Consider the following 16,683-nt stretch of genomic DNA (forward strand, 5'->3'; position numbering starts at 1 on the left):
CCCCAGTCACCGCCTCACTGCCTTCACCTGACTCAGGATCTCGCGGCACCGGTCTCGTCAGCCAGTGCAGCCTCCACCCGCCCACCGCTATCGGTGTTCAGGAGGCCAGATCATGAGATGCCCAAGCTCCCGGTCGTAAGGAGCCGCCAGTCCCGCGTCAGTGGACAAACCTCACAGGTCGCAGGGACCTTGATCCCTGATAACACTCAGCAACCGTGGCGGGATGAGTGAGGACGAAGTCGATCATCTCAGGAGAATGGCGATGCAACTGTGTGAAGCGTTCGAGCCACCACAACCTTTACTGGAATACCAGCAGGCGCCACTGCCCTACCCGGTCGAAGCCCTCGGGGATCTGTTGGGCCCTGCGGTCGAACGACTGGCCGAGGTGATCGGCGTACCCTGCGCCATGGCTGCGCAATCGGTGCTGGCCAGCACTGCCCTGGTGAGCCAGGGTCATGCCAATGTCCAACTCGACGGCCGAACCTATCCGCTGTCCCTCTACCTACTGACGGTGGCGTCTTCGGGTGATCGCAAAAGCGCGGTGGATCACCTGGCACTGAAGGCGGCGCGCGACTGGGAACGACAGCAGTGGACCCTGTATGCGGAAAAGCTCAAAACCTATCGCGCCGCTACCAGCATCATGGCCAAATCCAAAACCTCAAAGAAACCCTCGGAGGCGGAAGGCAGCGAAGTATCCGAGCCGGTACCGCCGAGACTGATCATTGCCGAGCCCACTATCGAGGCCCTGGTTAAAAGTCTGTGCCATGGTTTGCCCAGCATGGGCTTGTTCAATGATGAAGGTGGCCAGTTCTTGGGCAGCAGCACCATGAGCAAAGAGAATCTGCTCAAGGCAATCACCACCTTGTCGGCACTGTGGGATGGCAGCCCCATCGACCGGGCGCGCTCCGTGGCTGGGGAAAGCCTGCGTGCCTATGACCGCCGCCTCAGCCTGCATCTGATGCTGCAACCCTACCTCGCCAACCAGTTGTTCAAAAACCCGGTGATCAATGGCCAAGGCATCCTGGGCCGTTGCCTGATCAGTTGGCCCGAGCGCCTGGCCGGCCAGCGTCTCTACAAGGCAATCGACCTGAGCCGGGATGCCAAAGTCCAGCGCTACCAACAGCGAATCACCGCCCTGCTGCAAAAGCCCTGGTCGCTTCACCAGGATGGCTCACTCAATCCCGCCGCGCTGGAGCTGACGTCCCGTGCCCGCCGGGCCTGGATTGATATTCACGACACCATCGAGTGCCAGTCTGGCGAGTTCGGCGAGCTGGCTGGCGTCCAGCCTGTCGCGAGCAAGGCCGCGGCGAATGTACTGCGTATCGCGGGCGTGCTGGCCATGGTTGAAGAGGCCAGTGCATTGGAGGAAGCACACATCCAGCGCGCCTCCACGCTGATGGATTACTACTTAGCCGAGATTCAGCGCCTGACCGAACAGGAGCCGGTCAATAGCCGATGCGAAGAGGCTGATCGGCTGCTGCGTTGGCTGATGCAGAAAGGCTGGACCCACTTCACCATTCGCGACGTCAATCGCAACGGCCCTCGTTTTGCCCGCAAGAGCGCTGACCATACCGCGTCTTTATTGGTCGTGCTGATCACTCATCGCTGGCTGAGCAGCCGCGACGGTAAAACTTTCGAGGTCCGCCATGTTTCGCCTCAATGACGCGGTGCGCCGCTACCAAGCGCAACATCAATCGCAACCAGAATCGCGGCGTGTCGCCGCCTCTGTCGCCACCCTGTCGCCACGTGCCAGGCCAGAAACGACGCGGGTTGTCGCCACTGTCGCCGCTGTCGCCACACCACCCCTTCCCCTGCCAATATCGCCCTGCTGATCGAGCAACTGCGCGAGGAAGGGGCGCTGCTGCAACACCAGGAAAACACCCTCCTGGTCCGCCCGACACACTGGCAGCAGGTGGACAGGCTCAGCCCCCACTGGAAAGCCCTGCTGCTTTTTCTGCAAACAAACGAAAACGGTGATGACGATGGCCTTGGTCGGTCGGCGTGAGGGGCGCAACTTTGGCTATGGCCGCCAGCTGAGCTACGCCGGCCCGCAAGCGCTCAAGGATCTGTTTGCCGGCGGCCACTTCGCCACGGTCAAAGCGCATAGTGATCGCTGGCAAGCGTTCGTGCGTTGGTGTCGATCAGAGGACGGCCCCGGTTACAACGATGCGCGCCAGATCAATCGCCGGACGCTGCACGACTACACCGCGTACCTGCGCCAGCAGATCCAGCAAGGTGAACTCTGCATCGCTACTGCGCAGAACCGCCTGAGCAGCGTCAACCGCACCCTCGCGGCGCTGCGCGGTGATCAGGACGTGAGGATCGCCAGCCCGAGTCAGGCGTTAGGACAGCAGCGCTCGAGCGTACGCACCCGCGCACCGGATGGCCAAGACCATCAACAGGTGCGGCGAGTACTCAAGGCGCTTGGCGAACAGCAACACGAGCGGGTGGCCGCGATTGTCCTGTTGGCCCGATCAACCGGTATGCGCCTGCGCGAAGCGATTCTCGCTGATCTGCCACGTCTCCACCGCGAAGCCGAGCACTTCGGTCGCATCAACATCCAGGACGGCACCAAAGGCGGCCGCTCAGGGGCATCAGCGCCGCGATGGATCAATGCTAATGAAGAGGTGAAGGCGGCGCTACAGCTCGCCCGAGATGCGTCGCCGCCCAGCAGCCGCAACTTGCTGGACCGAGACGAAAGCTACGCCGCATTCCTGCAACGGACCGTACTCCCCGCCCGCGAAGTGCTGCATGAACAAGGGCTAAAGGGTTTCCATGAACTGCGAGCGGCCTACGCCTGCGAACGTTACGAGCAGCTCACTGGGCACGCCGCACCGGTCAATGGTGGTCACTGCTATCGCATTGACCGCGACCTTGATCAGCAGGCGCGCCAACAGATCAGCCTTGAGCTCGGGCATAACCGGATCGATGTAGTGTCGGCCTACATTGGAGGTCGAGCGTGAGCAAGCCCTTTGATATGGCGCTGTTCCTGAGCGGTGTACTGAGCGGCTCAAAGGCGACTCAGCAACGTCACCTAAGGCAAGCCCGAGTCATGCAAGCGGCCATTCAACAGCGATGGCAGCGAGACAATCCCTGGACGTGGCAGCTCAAGCATGTGCGCTGGTTCCTGGCTCACCATCTAAAGAGTCATTCCGACGCTACGCGATATTATTATCGACTAACCGCTTTATTGATCTGGAAACGATTAGGAAATAACCGAGAAATGCTGATCTGATGCTAGATCCATAAATAAGCGTTACAGAATAGGCACTTAGCGAATACCGCGAGTGCCTTTTTTTGCCTAAATGGGTCGTTTTGGCTCGGTAATGCCGGTTTTATGATAGCGCTTGTAGTGGTTTGTACTGCGGTCGTCTGTCAATATCAGGCCGTATTTCAACGCCTTGATGCGCTACGTGTCGATGAACTTGATCGTTTAACGGCCCACCGTAAGACCCGCGTGCTGTATGTGTGGAATGGGCAGCTGGTGTAACCGGTAGCCTTGCCGATTGCTCGACTTGCACCTAATGCCCGGAGAGGCCTGAGGTGATTGATTTGGATGGGGAAAATTCATGGTAGATGCGGTGCAGGACAAAAAATACGTGATTGATTTTTACAGTCTTTCGATCACGCCGACAGCAAGCGTTGCGTCTATCGCTGCTGGTCTAGAAGCTATCGTGGCAGGACCTGGGAGCCGGTCGTTCGAGGTTAACGGCTACACGCGAGAAATATGGCAGCCACTCCGAAGGTCGGCACCACTGCCTGACTCGTTTGCTGGACAGTTCCGGAAATTTCGCACCAGCGATCTTCCTGAAATCGGTTCTGCCGGGCAGGATGCTCTTGAGTTAGAGCTCGAGGCCAATCAGGGGCTGGTCGAGCGAAATTTCTTCGTCTACTACCCTGCTCGAAGCCTCCTCGGCTGGTGCAGAAATTCGCACGGTAACACAGCGAATCAATTCGCCAAGTTCCTATCCGCGCTATGGTCCACGAAAGTCATCGCCGGGCCAATACTCGCGCCGGACGCAGCCAGACGAATCATGCGCAATGAGATTTCCCTCAAGAAAATAATACTGACAATTCCCCGCCCCTCGAATCCTGACATGTACTTCGACAATGACTTCACCCGAGGCATGATGGAGATGATGAGTGGATCGGACGCCGACTCGATTCATATCGAAATGGGTATCGACTCTCGCAGAAGCGATACACGCGGAAGCCTAGCGGAGCGACTGAAACGCGCGCTGACAGAGGCGGCCTCCCTAGGCGCTTCGACGGCCAAGGCTATCGTGTATGATGAGGGTATCGAGCATCCTATTGACCTGATTGCTGATCGAGTTTTCTCAGTTCAGGAGCTAGAGACGAACGCGAAGTACCCGCCGGCGGGCACAATGTATCAGGCCGTAGACACTGCGAGGCAAGAATGCCAAGGATCCATAGATGACTACTTTGGGCCGCCAGATGGCGCTGTTGACTAGGTTGCTTTTATCTGCTGGTGTCGGCTATTCGTTTGAACGCTGGTCTAACGTCGAAGCTGCTCAGATCTATAGCGCCACAGGTGTGGTGGCAGGTGTTTGTGCAACACTCCTTGGTTTCTTGATAGCGTCAGTCGCAATAATCACTGCGCTTGTCGAGAAGACGCTGATTGCGAACATGAAGAAAACGGGGCATTACAAGGTGTTGATGGACGAAGCGTTCCTAACCTGCGCCTTGCTTCTCGTGACGCTTGCTATCAGCACGGCAGCACTTGTAGTTGCCAAGGACTCCGTGAAGCATGTCTCAACAGTTACTGCTTTTTTCTGACCTTGAGCTTGCTTTATGCCTATGGGTCGGGCAGAAAATTTGCGGTAGTCGTGTCGACCATTTAGCCGGCGCTTCAGTGTGATAGTTAGGCCCACCGCCGAGCGCGGTTTTTCACGTCCGGCGTTGCCTTCTGCCACCTAACTCGCCGATGCCAAGCTTCTCTCGCTCATTCTTCCCCTATCGCCTGCATCGTTGAAAGTGGACTCGATCCTATGCGTGGCTGTGCAACGTATAGGATCGACTGCCTGGCAACTTAAGTTGAAAGTTACGAAATCCTGTTGCCATGAAATTGCATGCCGATGTCACCTTCATCGCACGGCGGTATGTCATCGACTTAGTAATGCTCTTCAATATAGGCGTATGCCTTCTCAAACAGGTCCTTATCTTTGCTTAGGCCAAATTGCGCCAGGGTCAGCATCAGTGCTTTCTGGATTTCACGTGGGCCACTGTTGGATTTTTGCCAGCCCTCAAAGCGAGTAGCGTTGACAATTTTGTCGATCTGCTCGACCACGTCACCAATCAGCTTCGGTGTGGTTTCCGGGCGGGTTTCCAGGAAAAGTTTGGTCAGCGCCTGCTTGTTGTCTGCCTCCGTTACCACCGGGTCACCGGTTTCACGCTCGGCCTGCACTGTATCTTTGGCAGCATCCAGTAGGCCCTTGAGCCAATCGAGGGCCTTGATTACGCCGGCTTCATACTCTCGACGTAATTTCTCCAGGCGCTCGCCGAGCTCGACGAACACAGCCTCGTCATGGCCGCGCAGACGCCCCATCAAGTCTATTTCCAGCCGGCGGGCACGTTTCTCCTGCTCTTTTTCGGTCAAGGTGAAGATCGCGTGTTCATCCATGATTAGCTCATCGATGTCATCGCGTATGCGACTGATATCGGTGTGCTCGTGAATCATCTTGATGGTCTCAGGCCCTAACGCGGCCCAGACTAGCGCCCCCGTTTGACCAACCGGGCGTACTGACTCATATATTTGCGCTAGCCATTTGTAATCCTGGCGGTAGGGCGTCAGGAAAGGGTCGGGATTGATGGCCGACCAGAGTTTGGCCAGCACACCAAAGGCTGCGGCAAACTCATCGCGGCTTTTATTGTCCGGCAAACATTCCTGTGCGGCCAGTATGCCGTCGAAGCCAGTCAGGGTGCGGTCCACGTTCGGGAAGAAGGCCAGACACAGTTTCAACTGCTCTGGCAGCAACTCCTTGAATTTCTCGATGCCTTCGACAATCCCGTCAATCTCTTCTGGGTTATAGGCCAGCGCCGTACGCAGGTTTTCGAATACGCCCAGATAGTCGATGATCAGGCCCATACGCTTGACCACCCCGTCCGCTTCATACAGACGATTGGTGCGGCACATGGCCTGCAGCAAAGTGTGGTCGCGCAGCGGTTTATCCAGGTACATGCAATAGCAAATGGGCGCATCGAAACCGGTCAGCAGCTTGGCGGTCACGATCAGCAGTTGCAGGGGTTGTTTCGGGTCTTTGTAGGCTTCCAGCAGGTTTTTCTGCGCCTGCTCGTCATCATCGAATTTCTGCCAGCGCTCAAAGTCGGTGTGCTTGATCGGTAGATCGAGCTCTTCCTTCCACCTGCTCCAGTCTTTGTTGAGCTTGCCGTTTTCATCCTTCACCGGAGCCTGATCGATGTTCATGACCACCTCCACTGCGTCGAAACCCAGCTTGTCTCCCAGCAGGTAATACATCTGAACGCAGGCATCGCGGTCATAGACCACCACCATGGCCTTCATTTTTTTCGGCTGCACATGGCTGGTGAAGTGTTCGGCAATGTCGGCGCTGATGGCCTCCATGCGTTTCGGTGCCTTGAGCATAACGGCCAGCTTACCGGCGCGTTTGGACAGGGCCGCTTTTTCGTCGTCGTCCAAGTTGTTGTTTTTGACCAGTTGCTCGAACTCTTCGTTGATCGCCTCACGGTCAACCCGCAATTCGGCCAGGCGGGGTTCGAACTTAACCGGGTTAGTGGCACCGTCGCGGATCGACTGTTTGTAGCTGTAGCGGTTCATATAGCGGCCGGGGTCTTCGTTGGCGCCGAACAGCTTGAAAGTGTTGCGTTCGATGCCGGAGATCGGCGTACCGGTCAGGCCGTAGAAGTGAGCATTGGGCAGTGCCCAGCGCATCTTCTCGCCTAAGCCGCCTTCCTGGGTGCGGTGAGCTTCATCCACCAACACGATGATATTGTCGCGATTGTTCAGGCCAGCCAGATTGTGCTCATCGATCTCAACATCTTTGAACTTGAAAATGGTGGTGATGAGGATACCGCGGCTGTCCTGTTCGATATGTTCACCGAGCTTTTTACAGCTCTGCACCTTGATCAGGTTTTTCACATCGGCGCCGCCGAAAGTCTCGCTAATCTGGCTGTCCAGGTCACGACGGTCGACCACGATCAGCACGGTGGGATTTTTCAGGTCGTTGTCGGCACGCAGCATCTTGGCCGCATAGAGCATCAGCAAAGATTTACCTGAACCCTGGAAGTGCCAGATCAGGCCTTTTTCGGGTAACCCTGTTTAACCCGCTCGACAATCAGTTTGGCCGTCTCGAACTGCGGGTAACGCGGCAGCAATTTGATGCGCCTGGGTGGCGTATCTTTACCGGTTTTATGGGTAGAGAACAGCGCGAATGAGGCCAGCAGTTGCAGCAGGGTTTGCGGGTTCAGTAGCCCTTCGGCGCTCGCCAGCACGGAGGCCAGCGTGGCAGGAATTTCCTCGCGCTGATCAGTATGGTACCAGGGGCCCCAATCCTTGACCCGAGCATTGATGGCGCCGTAGGCAAAGGTTTTTCCCTCGCTGGCGAAGCACAGCAGGTTGGGCACGAAGAAGGCCTGCACATGCTGCCAATAGTGCTTCTTACCGCCCATAAAGTCAGCGGCACCGTCTTGCCAACTGACACTGGGTCGAGTGGCGCTTTTCACTTCACCTACCACCAGCGGGATGCCGTTTACATACAGCACGACATCGAAGAACACCTCGCCAGCCGCTACATAGTGCACCTGCTGGGCCACTACGAAGTGGTTGTTGTCGAGGTTGTCGAAGTCGATCAGATTGATCGTGACGTGTTCACCATTCTCGCCAAAGCCCAAGGTTTTTTCCGCCAGCAGCCATGCTTGGAAATTTTCGTTGGCCCTGACCAAGCCACTGTGCGACGCCTCCAACAGCACACCGCGCAGCTTGTGGATCACTTCATCGGCGTAATCCGGCTGTTTTTTGATAGCGGGGTTTAACGAACATAACGCGTCTTTTAGCCACTCATCGACAAAGATATCCTGTGCCTTCTTGGGCAGGCTATCGCCGTGGCAGTAAGTCCACTTTACCCCGTTTAATTTTTTTAGACGGTCGATAATTCCATTTTCGGTGACGGTTTGTTCGTTAAACATCTAAACCTCTACTGTATTAACTAGTTGAGAGACCAAGCTCCTCAACAAATTATTTCTTTTCGAGCTGGCATTAGCGGCAACCGAATCCAACAACGTTATTGCATTTAACAAATCAACAATTTCATCCTGCTCACTTTTCGACGGAACAGGAACAAGCATGTTCTTTAAGTCCGTACCTGTAATGCCTGACGCCGCCACAGTTTGAATTATTCTTTCCATAATCCAGCGCCCGAAGCGGCTGCGAAAAAAGTAACTATAGTAATCTGGATTGACTCTTTCCGAATCAACCCTAACTCTAATTATAGAAGACTCAAAAGTCGAACAAAGTTCTCTACCCTTGTAAATACAGCACACTCCAGCGCCCTCTTTGACCAAGGATCGGCGAGCAAACAGTAAGTCCCCGCTCTTTAAAGAAAAAGAACTGAACTCACTCTCACTCACTTCTACCGAGTTCTCTATACAGTGATCATCGAGAGTTCTACCTCTAAACATTTCCCCCATATGCACCATTTTGTGGCCGCTGCCATAATAACTTTGAGGCTTATATAAGCCGTTTTTTGAGTCAACTGCAAAAACCTCTTTAAAAGGCAATACACTCCATGATTCCGGAGTCATACCCAGCGTACTTTTCTTAAGCGGCTCGTGCCTCAAACCAAACCGAGTAGCGCTATCTACTATTGAGCCACATAGATTCGAAAGACTATTTCCTGCTGATTGCGACGCACTCAGAGCAAGCTCTAAACTTTCTAGCGCTTTTTCTAGCCCATGAACTACCGTTTCATCCAAATCACAAAAACAAAAATCCGCCAAGTCTTTAAATTTTGTTCTTGGCGAAAGACCACCCGCAGAGGTTTTAACCGCCCAAGCCCAAAATGGATCTGACTGAACAACATATGGAAGCAGGCGCCAAAACTTATTACTACGATTAGCCTCGACAACAATTATGTCTCCCGAACAAATTCCGTCAAAACCAGCTATGCCCGCCTTCCTTAAATAAGCTCTCCTACGACCAATCAACAACTGGCCCTTTTTAAACACCCGAGTAAATGTTGGTTTATCATCTACAATTGAACCCCAGCGCTCGACATTTAGGGATCCGGTACTTAGGTGCTCCAATCCAACATAGTGTTCATATCCATCTGCGATTGGATTTTTAGTGCTACTTTTTACCTCTCGACAAATGTCACCAAACTTGACTGCAGGAATTCCACTCATTTCTTCTCCACCCCACAAGCTAAATTTGCGAGGATCGTAAATAATTTATTGGTCTGCTTTTTTAACTGGATTCGGCTGACTTTCCAGGCTTCAATGGCATGTTCGACATCATGCACTTCCTCGTCATCGACGGCCTGCACATAAAGCGGAATCGATAGATTGTGCTGGTTCTCGCGAACCGCCTCTATATCCACCAGCGCGGTAATGGCCGGCTGCTTGGCCGGCGCAAAGTAGGCATCGGTCAGTACAGCCAAATCATCATCCGAGAGTCGGCTGTGGGCGCGCTCGCGGGTGACATATTCGATGCCGTTGATAAACAGAATCTTACCTTTGCGCTCGATGGGTTTGTTGCAGTTGAGCACGACTACGCAGGATTCCATCGGCGAGTTATAGAACAGATTGGGGCCAAGGCCGATCACTGCTTCGATAATATCCGACTCGATTACCTGCTTACGGATGGCCCGCTCTGAATCGCGGAACAGCACGCCGTGAGGCCAGAGCATGGCGGCGCGGCCGGTGTCGGGCTTCAGGCTTTTGATGATATGGGTGTAGAAGCCATAGTCGGCGCAGCCCTGCGGTGGCACGCCATAGAAATTGCGGCCATATGGGTCAGCGGCGAACTTGTCGCGGTTCCATTTTTTGATTGAGTACGGCGGGTTGGCGAAGATCACGTCGAACTGCTTGAGCTGGTCGCCCTCGATAAATTTTGGCTCAGCGAGGGTGTCGCCGCGTAGCACTTCGAACTCTTCGATCTCGTGCAGGAACATGTTCATACGGGCGATGGCGGAGGTGAGTAGGTTCACTTCCTGGCCATAAAGTTTGACGCTGCGCCACTCTTGGTTCTGCGCTGCGAGCCCTTTGCTTGCCGCACGCAGGTCCATCACTGCATTAAGCAGCATGCCGCCGGTGCCACAGGTGGGGTCATAGGCGGTTTCACCGGGTTTTAGACCCATGATGCGAGTCATCAGGTGCACCACGGTGCGGTTGGTGTAGAACTCGGCAGCGGTGTGGCCAGAGTCGTCGGCGAACTTCTTGATCAGGTATTCGTAAGCTTCGCCCAGGTCGTCCTGGGCCACCGACTTGATACCCAGGGGGATCTTGCTGAAGTGCTGAATCAGGTCGGCCAGCAGGTGGTCAGGCAAGCGCTCCTTGTTGGTCCACTGGGCATCGCCGAATACGCCGTGCAGGCGTTCGTTGTGGGTCTCGATTAGGCGCAGGGCATTCTGGATGGCTTCGCCGATGTTCTTGCTCGTGTGGCGCACCTTTTCCCAGCGCGCCTCCTGGGGAATATGGAAGCGGTGAAACATGGGCATGTCGGCATAGTCTACATCGCCCTCGCTGACTTCCATGGCCTCGACATACTCTTCCAAGTAAACGTCGGACAAGCGTTTATAGAATAGTAGCGGGAAGATGTACTGTTTGTAGTCGGAAGCGTCGATCTGCCCACGCAGAAACTCGGCCGCTCCCCAAAGAAGGTCTTCGAGTTTCTTTTTGCCGAGCTGGGAGGCTTGATTTTTCTGGTACTCAATCATTCTTACAAGTCTTGTTTGATAGCTGATGAGCAAGCTGGCTTAGGTCGGCGAGGCGTTTGTCTGCGCCGACGACAACTTCATGTTGGCGCTGCTGATGAAACTGCTCGTACTGTGACTCGGCGTACCGCTTGGACATTTCTCGGGAGATCTCGCCGACATTGTCGAGAATGTCACGGTCGTTCATAGCTCAAACCCTTCCTTGATCAGCAGCTCTTCTAGCTCCTGCTCGGCCTGCTCCAGTACGGCCAGTTTCTGCTGGAAGTCTTTCAGCGCCTCTTCGACGGTGATGGTCTCTTCTTCCAGTGGCTTTTGTACATAGCGGGCAATGTTCAGATTGAAGTCGTTTTCTTCGATTTCACCCAGTGAAACCCAGCGCGCTACGCCTTCCAATGCTGTGGCAGAAGGGCCTTGCTGGTACTGCTCCAGATAGATCCGGTAGATCTGATCCGCCTGGACATTGCTAAGGGTGTTCTGCGCACGCCCTTTGGTGAAGATCTCCTCGGCATTGATGATCAATACATGGTCACGATGCACATCAGGGCGCTGCTTGCGCAGCAACAGGATGCAAGCCGGGATAGCTGTGCCGTAAAACAGGTTGGGGGCTACGCCAATTATGGCTTCGATGCGGTTCTCTTGTAGCAGGCTGGTGCGGATACTGCCCTCTGCCGAACCACGGAACAGCACGCCATGGGGAGCACCACCGCCATGCGTCCATCGGCGTTGAGGGAGGTGAACATATGCTGCACCCAAGCGAAGTCACCGTTGGTTTTCGGGGCCAGGCCGTATGTGTTGCGGCTATAGGCGTCCTCCGCCCACTGTTCATATCCCCACTCGCTGAGGCTGAACGGTGGATTAGCGATGACGCAATCAAAGGTTTCGAGACGGTCATAGGTCAGAAATTTGGGCTCACGCAGGGTATCGCCACGAACAATCTCAAAGTCTTCCTGACCATGGAGAAACAGGTTCATGCGGGCAATGGCTTCAGTGGTCAGATTCTTTTCCTGACCTTTTAGCTTCAGCAGCCGGGGATCACCCGCGTTTTCTCGAACGTGATGAATGGTCTCCAACAACATGCCGCCCGTGCCGCAAGCCGGGTCATAAATGCTCTCACCCGCTTTGGGGTCAAGAATGTTGACCATTAGCCGCACAATGGTACGCGGGGTGTAGAACTCGCCGGCTTTCTTATTAGCTTTGTCGGCAAAGCGCTTGATCAGGTATTCGTAGGCGCGCCCCATATCGTCGTTACGAACGCTGGCAACCCCTAGGTCGACTTCGTTGAAGTGGTTGAGCAGCGTAGCTAGCAGCTCATCTGATAGGCGCTCTTTGTTGGTCCAGCTGGCGTCGCCGAAGATCCCATGCAACTGGGGGTTAGCTTGCTCTACGCCTAAAAAAGCATCCTTGAGTGCCTTGCCGATATCGCGGGGCCTGTCGAACACGTCATCCCAATGGCTGCCAACGGGAACCTGAATACGATGGAAAATCTTCTGGCGCGCCAGGTCCTCGCTTCCAACCTTGGCCAGCACCTCTTCAAACTCTTCGTCATATACATCGCAGATCCGCTTGAAGAACAGGATTGGGAATATGTAAGTTTTGTAGTCAGAGGCGTCAATGGGACCGGTGATGATGTGCGCGGCGTGCCATAGGTGGGCTTCAAGGTCTTTTAAATTAATCAGGGTCATTTTCACTCGAATAAATCTTGAGCAGCTGTTCGGGTAGCCTGCTCCTTTGGCTGGCTAGAGATGGGCAAGTGTACTGGATCTCATTGGAAAGGAGGCCCCGCGAGTGGAAGGTACGGCGGCCTAAACGCTGTGACGGTGGAAACGCTTCAGGTCAATCAAGACTATTGACAGAGATATCGCTGGACAAGCCGCCTGAAATAGAGCCCTTAGTGCCCTTTGACTGAGGGATGGCAGCGCCTTCGCCCATCACCGTACGCCGAGAACCACCAGGAGATGCGAGACTCATCCCTGTGAGAAACGGCCATGCACACCACGCTGCCACCTTTTGATGGCGACGAGACAGACGCACGACGAGATCTGGAAAAGTGTTTATTAAGTCAATAGGTTGCTAAATTTCATCTAGTTCAAGCATGAGATTATAGGCAAGAGACTTCTCTGACCCACACAACCATGCGGAAACCCGTGGTATTCCAAAAGGTATTCCACACAAATCAAAAAAATAAAATTATTCTAGATAATCAAGAAGTTAACTATCCTGTTCAACTTACCCCGGCCCACCAAATCCAAAAAGAAGACGTCCTCGGACGTCTTTTTTGTGCCTGGATTTTGATGTGTTGGACACCGCGCCGGCGCAAGCCAAGCCGTCATAATCCCTTTCTAAAGTGCACCAACGAATCCACATATCGTTGAGCTTTTGCCTGATTGTCCACCAGCACATTGTTCAAAACAGAATCCGCCTGACTGCGGGTGATGACGACCCACCGTCCTCGTTTGGAGTAGAGCTTCACGTCGCCAATTGAGTTGAAATAAATTCGCGTGACTAGCGATTTCGAATGGGTTCTCGACGTGCCCGCAGCGAAAGCGCCGTTGCCTAACGGCATCGCACTCGCGAATCCATTGGTCTCGGAAACTACGCCGTTGCCGTAAGCGATGTATTCCGAGGTAATGATGACCTGCTCGGGTCTGGTCTTTTGGGGCTGCTCCATGAGCACCTGCTCAATCACAGACTTTGCCTGCTCGTCGTTGATCGGGGCTGCGGCATACTCCACCACTTTCGAAGCGCAGCCTCCCAACAGCAGGGCAATGAGGACACAAAGCGTCTTACGCACGATGACTCCTTGTAAATATCGACTTCGAATTGGTGTTACACGGTTACTCGATCTTGGCACGCAGGTCAGGCGCCAACCCAGCATTCGTTTCGGTGCGGATCGAGAAATCAGATCGCCACTCCGATCGGAACAGCGCTTGTACTCATCTTGTTCACTTCCGGCCGGTAAGGTGCGCGAGATGGGCAGGAAGACACTCAAAACACGTGGGTCAGCATTAAGGAAGTGATGGCGCTCACACCGGCCCCTTCCCGGCTAAAGCCGGTCCCACTGAGAGCGGTGACCTATCGCGAATGCTCGTTACCCTAAAAACACCGCACTGCCGTAGAACACCGCCAAATCCACAAAAAAAGCCCCGCTCGAATCAGCAGGGCTTTTAGGTTCAGCGCGAGTTGATCAGACCCCGCCCTTCCCCGGCAACGGCTCATCATTCCCACGGCGAGTGGTTGGCTCTTCGGTCACCGGGTCATTCTCGGTACGCGCGGGCTCAGTAGGGTCAACCTGCGGATCGGAGACATCGGGCGATTCTTCATTAAACCCAAGATCCTTATCCGGATCCGTCTGCGCGCTGGTCCCTGTAAGCGAAGTGTCATTAGCCATGAATTCGATCTCCTCGTTTACGTGCGAGTTGTCCGCACCATGACCATCAGAAGCCCGCGAGCGCTCCAAGTGCCGCGGATTAGACGGGCGGTTTCGTCAACGGCGCCTCACGTCGAACGCGGATCTCACTGCTCCCTCTTTCTTTTGCTGATGCCAGAAGCCACAGAGGTAGCGAGCCTGCGACAAATGAACGCCCCTCTCAACCCGGACCTGCGTTGTGACAACGTTTACAACGGCGTAGAATCCGCAACATCTCGTCGCATCTCCCCATACTCATAATATTCAGCTGACCGCATGCACCGCCCAGGCCTACGCCTCGAGCGGTCTTCCTGCTTGTCGGCGTTTTTGTTGGGGACGCGGCCAACCGAATTCTTCAGGAGGGCATTCGTTTTAATGAATACCACTAACGCACACACCGGAAGTTGGCTGAGCGTCATCGCGCTGGCCCTGGCAGCCTTCATCTTCAACACCACCGAATTCGTGCCGGTGGGTTTGTTGAGCGCCATCGGCCACAGCTTCGACATGACCACCGCACAGGTCGGCCTGATGCTGACGGTGTACGCGTGGATCGTCTCGCTGACCTCGCTGCCGATGATGCTGCTGACCCGCAACATCGAGCGACGCAAGTTGCTGTTGTTTGTGTTTCTGACGTTCATCGCCGCTCATGTGATGTCGAGCCTGTCATCGAGCTTCGGCATGCTGCTGGTCAGTCGCGTCGGTATTGCGGTGGCCCACGCGGTGTTCTGGTCGGTCACGGCATCGCTGGCGGTACGCGTCGCACCGGAAGGCAAGCAGGTTCAAGCCCTCGGCCTGCTGGCCACCGGTACCGCGCTGGCGATGGTGCTTGGCATTCCGCTGGGGCGCGTGCTGGGTGAAGCGCTGGGCTGGCGCGCAACATTCCTGGCGATTGCCATTGCCTCAGGCCTGACCGTGCTGGTGCTGATGAAGTCGTTGCCGCTGCTGCCAAGCCAGAACTCGGGCTCGCTGCAAAGCCTGCCGATGCTGTTCAAGCGCCCGGCATTGATGTCGCTCTATCTGTTGACGGCTCTGGTGGTTACCGCGCAGTTCACGGCCTACAGCTACATCGAACCGTTCGCACAGCTCGTGGCGAAGATGACCGGCGACATGACCACCGTCATCCTCTTGCTGTTCGGCGGCGCCGGCATCGTCGGTTCGGTGATCTTCAGCCGCTACAACAACCGTTACCCGCGCGGCCTGCTAATCACCGCGATCGGCGCGCTGGCGGCCTGTCTGATTCTGTTGCTCCCGCTGTCCGGCAACTCATCGTCGATGGGTGTGCTGAGCGTGGTCTGGGGCATGGCGATCATGTGCTTCGGTCTGGTGATGCAGTCCAAGGTGCTGGCGATGGCGCCGGACGCTACGGACGTGGCAATGGCGCTGCATTCAGGCATCTACAACATCGGCATCGGCGGCGGCGCGCTGCTCGGCAGTGTGGTGATCAGCCAGCTCGGCGTGGCCAATATCGGTCTGGTCGGCGGGATGGTAGCGATCAGCGGCTTGCTGCTGGCGTGCCTGGCGACCCATCGCTATGGCGAAACCATTCGGGCATAAAGGCGAAACGCCGAACGCAGTCTGGAAGGCGGGAGCGACCGTAATGTCGCTCAAGCCTCCTCGCAGACAGTTGCGTATCCGCTAGACAGCCAGCGTCTGAAAGGCCGTATTCGTGGGCAAACTCACTCCTCCATGAACTGCGTTCGCCGCGCCACAGCGACCGATCCATCATTCCCATCGATAACCAACATTCCCGCGAATGCCTTCCGCTCAAAACTGATGGGCGTACCATCGCCCTCACACCCAAACACGACCGAGGGCAGGAAAATGATCGTTCATCTCCTTACTTGCTTGACGCTCGCAGCGCTCACCAGCTACGTCGTCGCCCTCAAACTCTTCGATCTGGGATCGGTCTTGATGACCGCGGACGAAGCGGACAGTCGTGTTGTGGCACCGGCCAACTAAGGCCAAGTAGCTGACACTTATCAGCACCTTTCACGCTTTAAACTTGCTGTTAAATGCGGAGCAATCGACATGACCCGAGACGTCACTTTGCACGTTAGCTTTCCCACATTCGGAAAGAACTATTACTCACAACATGTCATCGCCCGCAAAAATAGCCATGGTCTCGTTGAGGACAATCGCTTCGGCGGCTTCATGATGCCGTCGGCGGAAAACCACTTCAGCAATGAGGTGGTGGGTTTCAATGATCAGTTCCGGTTCTTGACTGACGTATTGGCCATGCACTTGCTGGAAGTTGAAGAGGCCCGACCTGCACGCCGAGCTCGACAGTCAGCTCAGTCGCGCAGCGCGTAACGCAGCATTGAACAACGCCATCCATGCAGCCAGGTAACCCCG

General features: G+C 55.3%; 14 protein-coding genes and 2 pseudogenes. 8 read left to right on the forward strand and 8 right to left on the reverse strand.

Annotated elements, in window-relative coordinates; translation table 11 throughout:
- Positions 1-262 precede the first annotated feature (262 nt).
- The 6 genes and pseudogenes from JN403_RS00585 to JN403_RS00605 all read left to right on the forward strand — a co-directional run bounded on the left by JN403_RS00585 (position 263) and on the right by JN403_RS00605 (position 4,797).
- The gene (locus tag JN403_RS00585; protein WP_205484796.1) at positions 263-1,663 is read left to right on the forward strand and encodes a YfjI family protein; all 1,401 of its coding nucleotides are present in this window, start codon (positions 263-265) and stop codon (positions 1,661-1,663) included.
- A pseudogene (locus JN403_RS25200) lies at positions 1,647-2,005 on the forward strand (hypothetical protein). Before JN403_RS00585 ends, JN403_RS25200 begins: the two are co-directional and overlap by 17 nt.
- The gene (locus JN403_RS00590; protein ID WP_205487195.1) at positions 1,983-2,963 is read left to right on the forward strand and encodes an integrase domain-containing protein; all 981 of its coding nucleotides are present in this window, start codon (positions 1,983-1,985) and stop codon (positions 2,961-2,963) included. The pseudogene JN403_RS25200 and the gene JN403_RS00590 overlap by 23 nt, the downstream one beginning before the upstream one ends.
- Positions 2,960-3,235 (forward strand): hypothetical protein, encoded by a 276-nt coding sequence (locus JN403_RS00595; protein ID WP_205484797.1) that lies wholly within the window; start codon positions 2,960-2,962, stop codon positions 3,233-3,235. Before JN403_RS00590 ends, JN403_RS00595 begins: the two co-directional genes overlap by 4 nt.
- A gap of 334 nt (positions 3,236-3,569) precedes the next feature.
- Entirely contained in the window at positions 3,570-4,472 is a 903-nt protein-coding gene (locus JN403_RS00600) for a DUF6731 family protein (protein ID WP_205484798.1), read from the forward strand.
- Positions 4,435-4,797 carry a hypothetical protein gene (locus JN403_RS00605; RefSeq protein WP_205484799.1) on the forward strand — a complete coding sequence of 121 codons (363 nt, stop codon included), beginning with the start codon at positions 4,435-4,437 and terminating at the stop codon, positions 4,795-4,797. Before JN403_RS00600 ends, JN403_RS00605 begins: the two co-directional genes overlap by 38 nt.
- Positions 4,798-5,131: 334 nt before the next feature.
- Here JN403_RS00605 and JN403_RS00610 read toward each other — a convergent pair whose 3' ends face one another.
- From JN403_RS00610 to JN403_RS00640, 8 genes and pseudogenes are all read right to left on the reverse strand, one after another.
- A complete protein-coding gene (locus JN403_RS00610) occupies positions 5,132-7,255 on the reverse strand; it encodes an HsdR family type I site-specific deoxyribonuclease (protein WP_240356918.1) in 2,124 nt (707 codons plus the stop codon).
- 35 nt (positions 7,256-7,290) lie between these two features.
- Positions 7,291-8,181, reverse strand: coding sequence for a type I restriction endonuclease (locus JN403_RS25205; RefSeq protein ID WP_240356771.1), 891 nt, complete (start codon positions 8,179-8,181; stop codon positions 7,291-7,293).
- Positions 8,182-9,396 (reverse strand): restriction endonuclease subunit S, encoded by a 1,215-nt coding sequence (locus tag JN403_RS00615; protein WP_205484800.1) that lies wholly within the window; start codon positions 9,394-9,396, stop codon positions 8,182-8,184.
- Positions 9,393-10,928, reverse strand: coding sequence for a class I SAM-dependent DNA methyltransferase (locus tag JN403_RS00620; protein WP_205484801.1), 1,536 nt, complete (start codon positions 10,926-10,928; stop codon positions 9,393-9,395). Before JN403_RS00620 ends, JN403_RS00615 begins: the two co-directional genes overlap by 4 nt.
- Positions 10,921-11,112, reverse strand: a complete 192-nt coding sequence (locus tag JN403_RS00625; RefSeq protein WP_205484802.1) for a hypothetical protein — start codon at positions 11,110-11,112, stop codon at positions 10,921-10,923. The genes JN403_RS00620 and JN403_RS00625 overlap by 8 nt, the downstream gene beginning before the upstream one ends.
- Positions 11,109-12,607 (reverse strand): annotated as a pseudogene (locus JN403_RS00630) (class I SAM-dependent DNA methyltransferase). Before JN403_RS00630 ends, JN403_RS00625 begins: the two are co-directional and overlap by 4 nt.
- A 644-nt stretch (positions 12,608-13,251) precedes the next feature.
- Complete coding sequence (locus JN403_RS00635; protein WP_205484803.1) at positions 13,252-13,716, reverse strand: hypothetical protein; 465 nt, start codon at positions 13,714-13,716, stop codon at positions 13,252-13,254.
- A gap of 393 nt (positions 13,717-14,109) precedes the next feature.
- Positions 14,110-14,313 (reverse strand): DUF6021 family protein, encoded by a 204-nt coding sequence (locus JN403_RS00640; protein WP_122535404.1) that lies wholly within the window; start codon positions 14,311-14,313, stop codon positions 14,110-14,112.
- 393 nt (positions 14,314-14,706) lie between these two features.
- Between JN403_RS00640 and JN403_RS00645 the strand changes: the two genes are divergently transcribed.
- A complete protein-coding gene (locus tag JN403_RS00645; protein WP_205484804.1) occupies positions 14,707-15,885 on the forward strand; it encodes a sugar transporter in 1,179 nt (392 codons plus the stop codon).
- A 474-nt stretch (positions 15,886-16,359) separates the two neighbouring features.
- Entirely contained in the window at positions 16,360-16,641 is a 282-nt protein-coding gene (locus JN403_RS00650; protein ID WP_172610658.1) for a hypothetical protein, read from the forward strand.
- Positions 16,642-16,683: the final 42 nt, after the last annotated feature.

The sequence above is a fragment of the Pseudomonas sp. 15A4 genome (assembly GCF_016925575.1).
Lineage (GTDB): Bacteria > Pseudomonadota > Gammaproteobacteria > Pseudomonadales > Pseudomonadaceae > Aquipseudomonas.

Bases quoted from the DNA above. Each gene is read 5' to 3' on its own strand.
- JN403_RS00585 (WP_205484796.1), top strand. From the start codon at position 263: ATGCAACTGTGTGAAGCGTTCGAGCCACCACAACCTTTACTGGAATAC.
- JN403_RS00590 (WP_205487195.1), top strand. From the start codon at position 1,983: ATGGCCTTGGTCGGTCGGCGTGAGGGGCGCAACTTTGGCTATGGCCGC.
- JN403_RS00600 (WP_205484798.1), top strand. From the start codon at position 3,570: ATGGTAGATGCGGTGCAGGACAAAAAATACGTGATTGATTTTTACAGT.
- JN403_RS00605 (WP_205484799.1), top strand. From the start codon at position 4,435: ATGACTACTTTGGGCCGCCAGATGGCGCTGTTGACTAGGTTGCTTTTA.
- JN403_RS00610 (WP_240356918.1), bottom strand. From the start codon at position 7,255: ATGCTCTATGCGGCCAAGATGCTGCGTGCCGACAACGACCTGAAAAAT.
- JN403_RS25205 (WP_240356771.1), bottom strand. From the start codon at position 8,181: ATGTTTAACGAACAAACCGTCACCGAAAATGGAATTATCGACCGTCTA.
- JN403_RS00615 (WP_205484800.1), bottom strand. From the start codon at position 9,396: ATGAGTGGAATTCCTGCAGTCAAGTTTGGTGACATTTGTCGAGAGGTA.
- JN403_RS00620 (WP_205484801.1), bottom strand. From the start codon at position 10,928: ATGATTGAGTACCAGAAAAATCAAGCCTCCCAGCTCGGCAAAAAGAAA.
- JN403_RS00625 (WP_205484802.1), bottom strand. From the start codon at position 11,112: ATGAACGACCGTGACATTCTCGACAATGTCGGCGAGATCTCCCGAGAA.
- JN403_RS00640 (WP_122535404.1), bottom strand. From the start codon at position 14,313: ATGGCTAATGACACTTCGCTTACAGGGACCAGCGCGCAGACGGATCCG.
- JN403_RS00645 (WP_205484804.1), top strand. From the start codon at position 14,707: ATGAATACCACTAACGCACACACCGGAAGTTGGCTGAGCGTCATCGCG.
- JN403_RS00650 (WP_172610658.1), top strand. From the start codon at position 16,360: ATGACCCGAGACGTCACTTTGCACGTTAGCTTTCCCACATTCGGAAAG.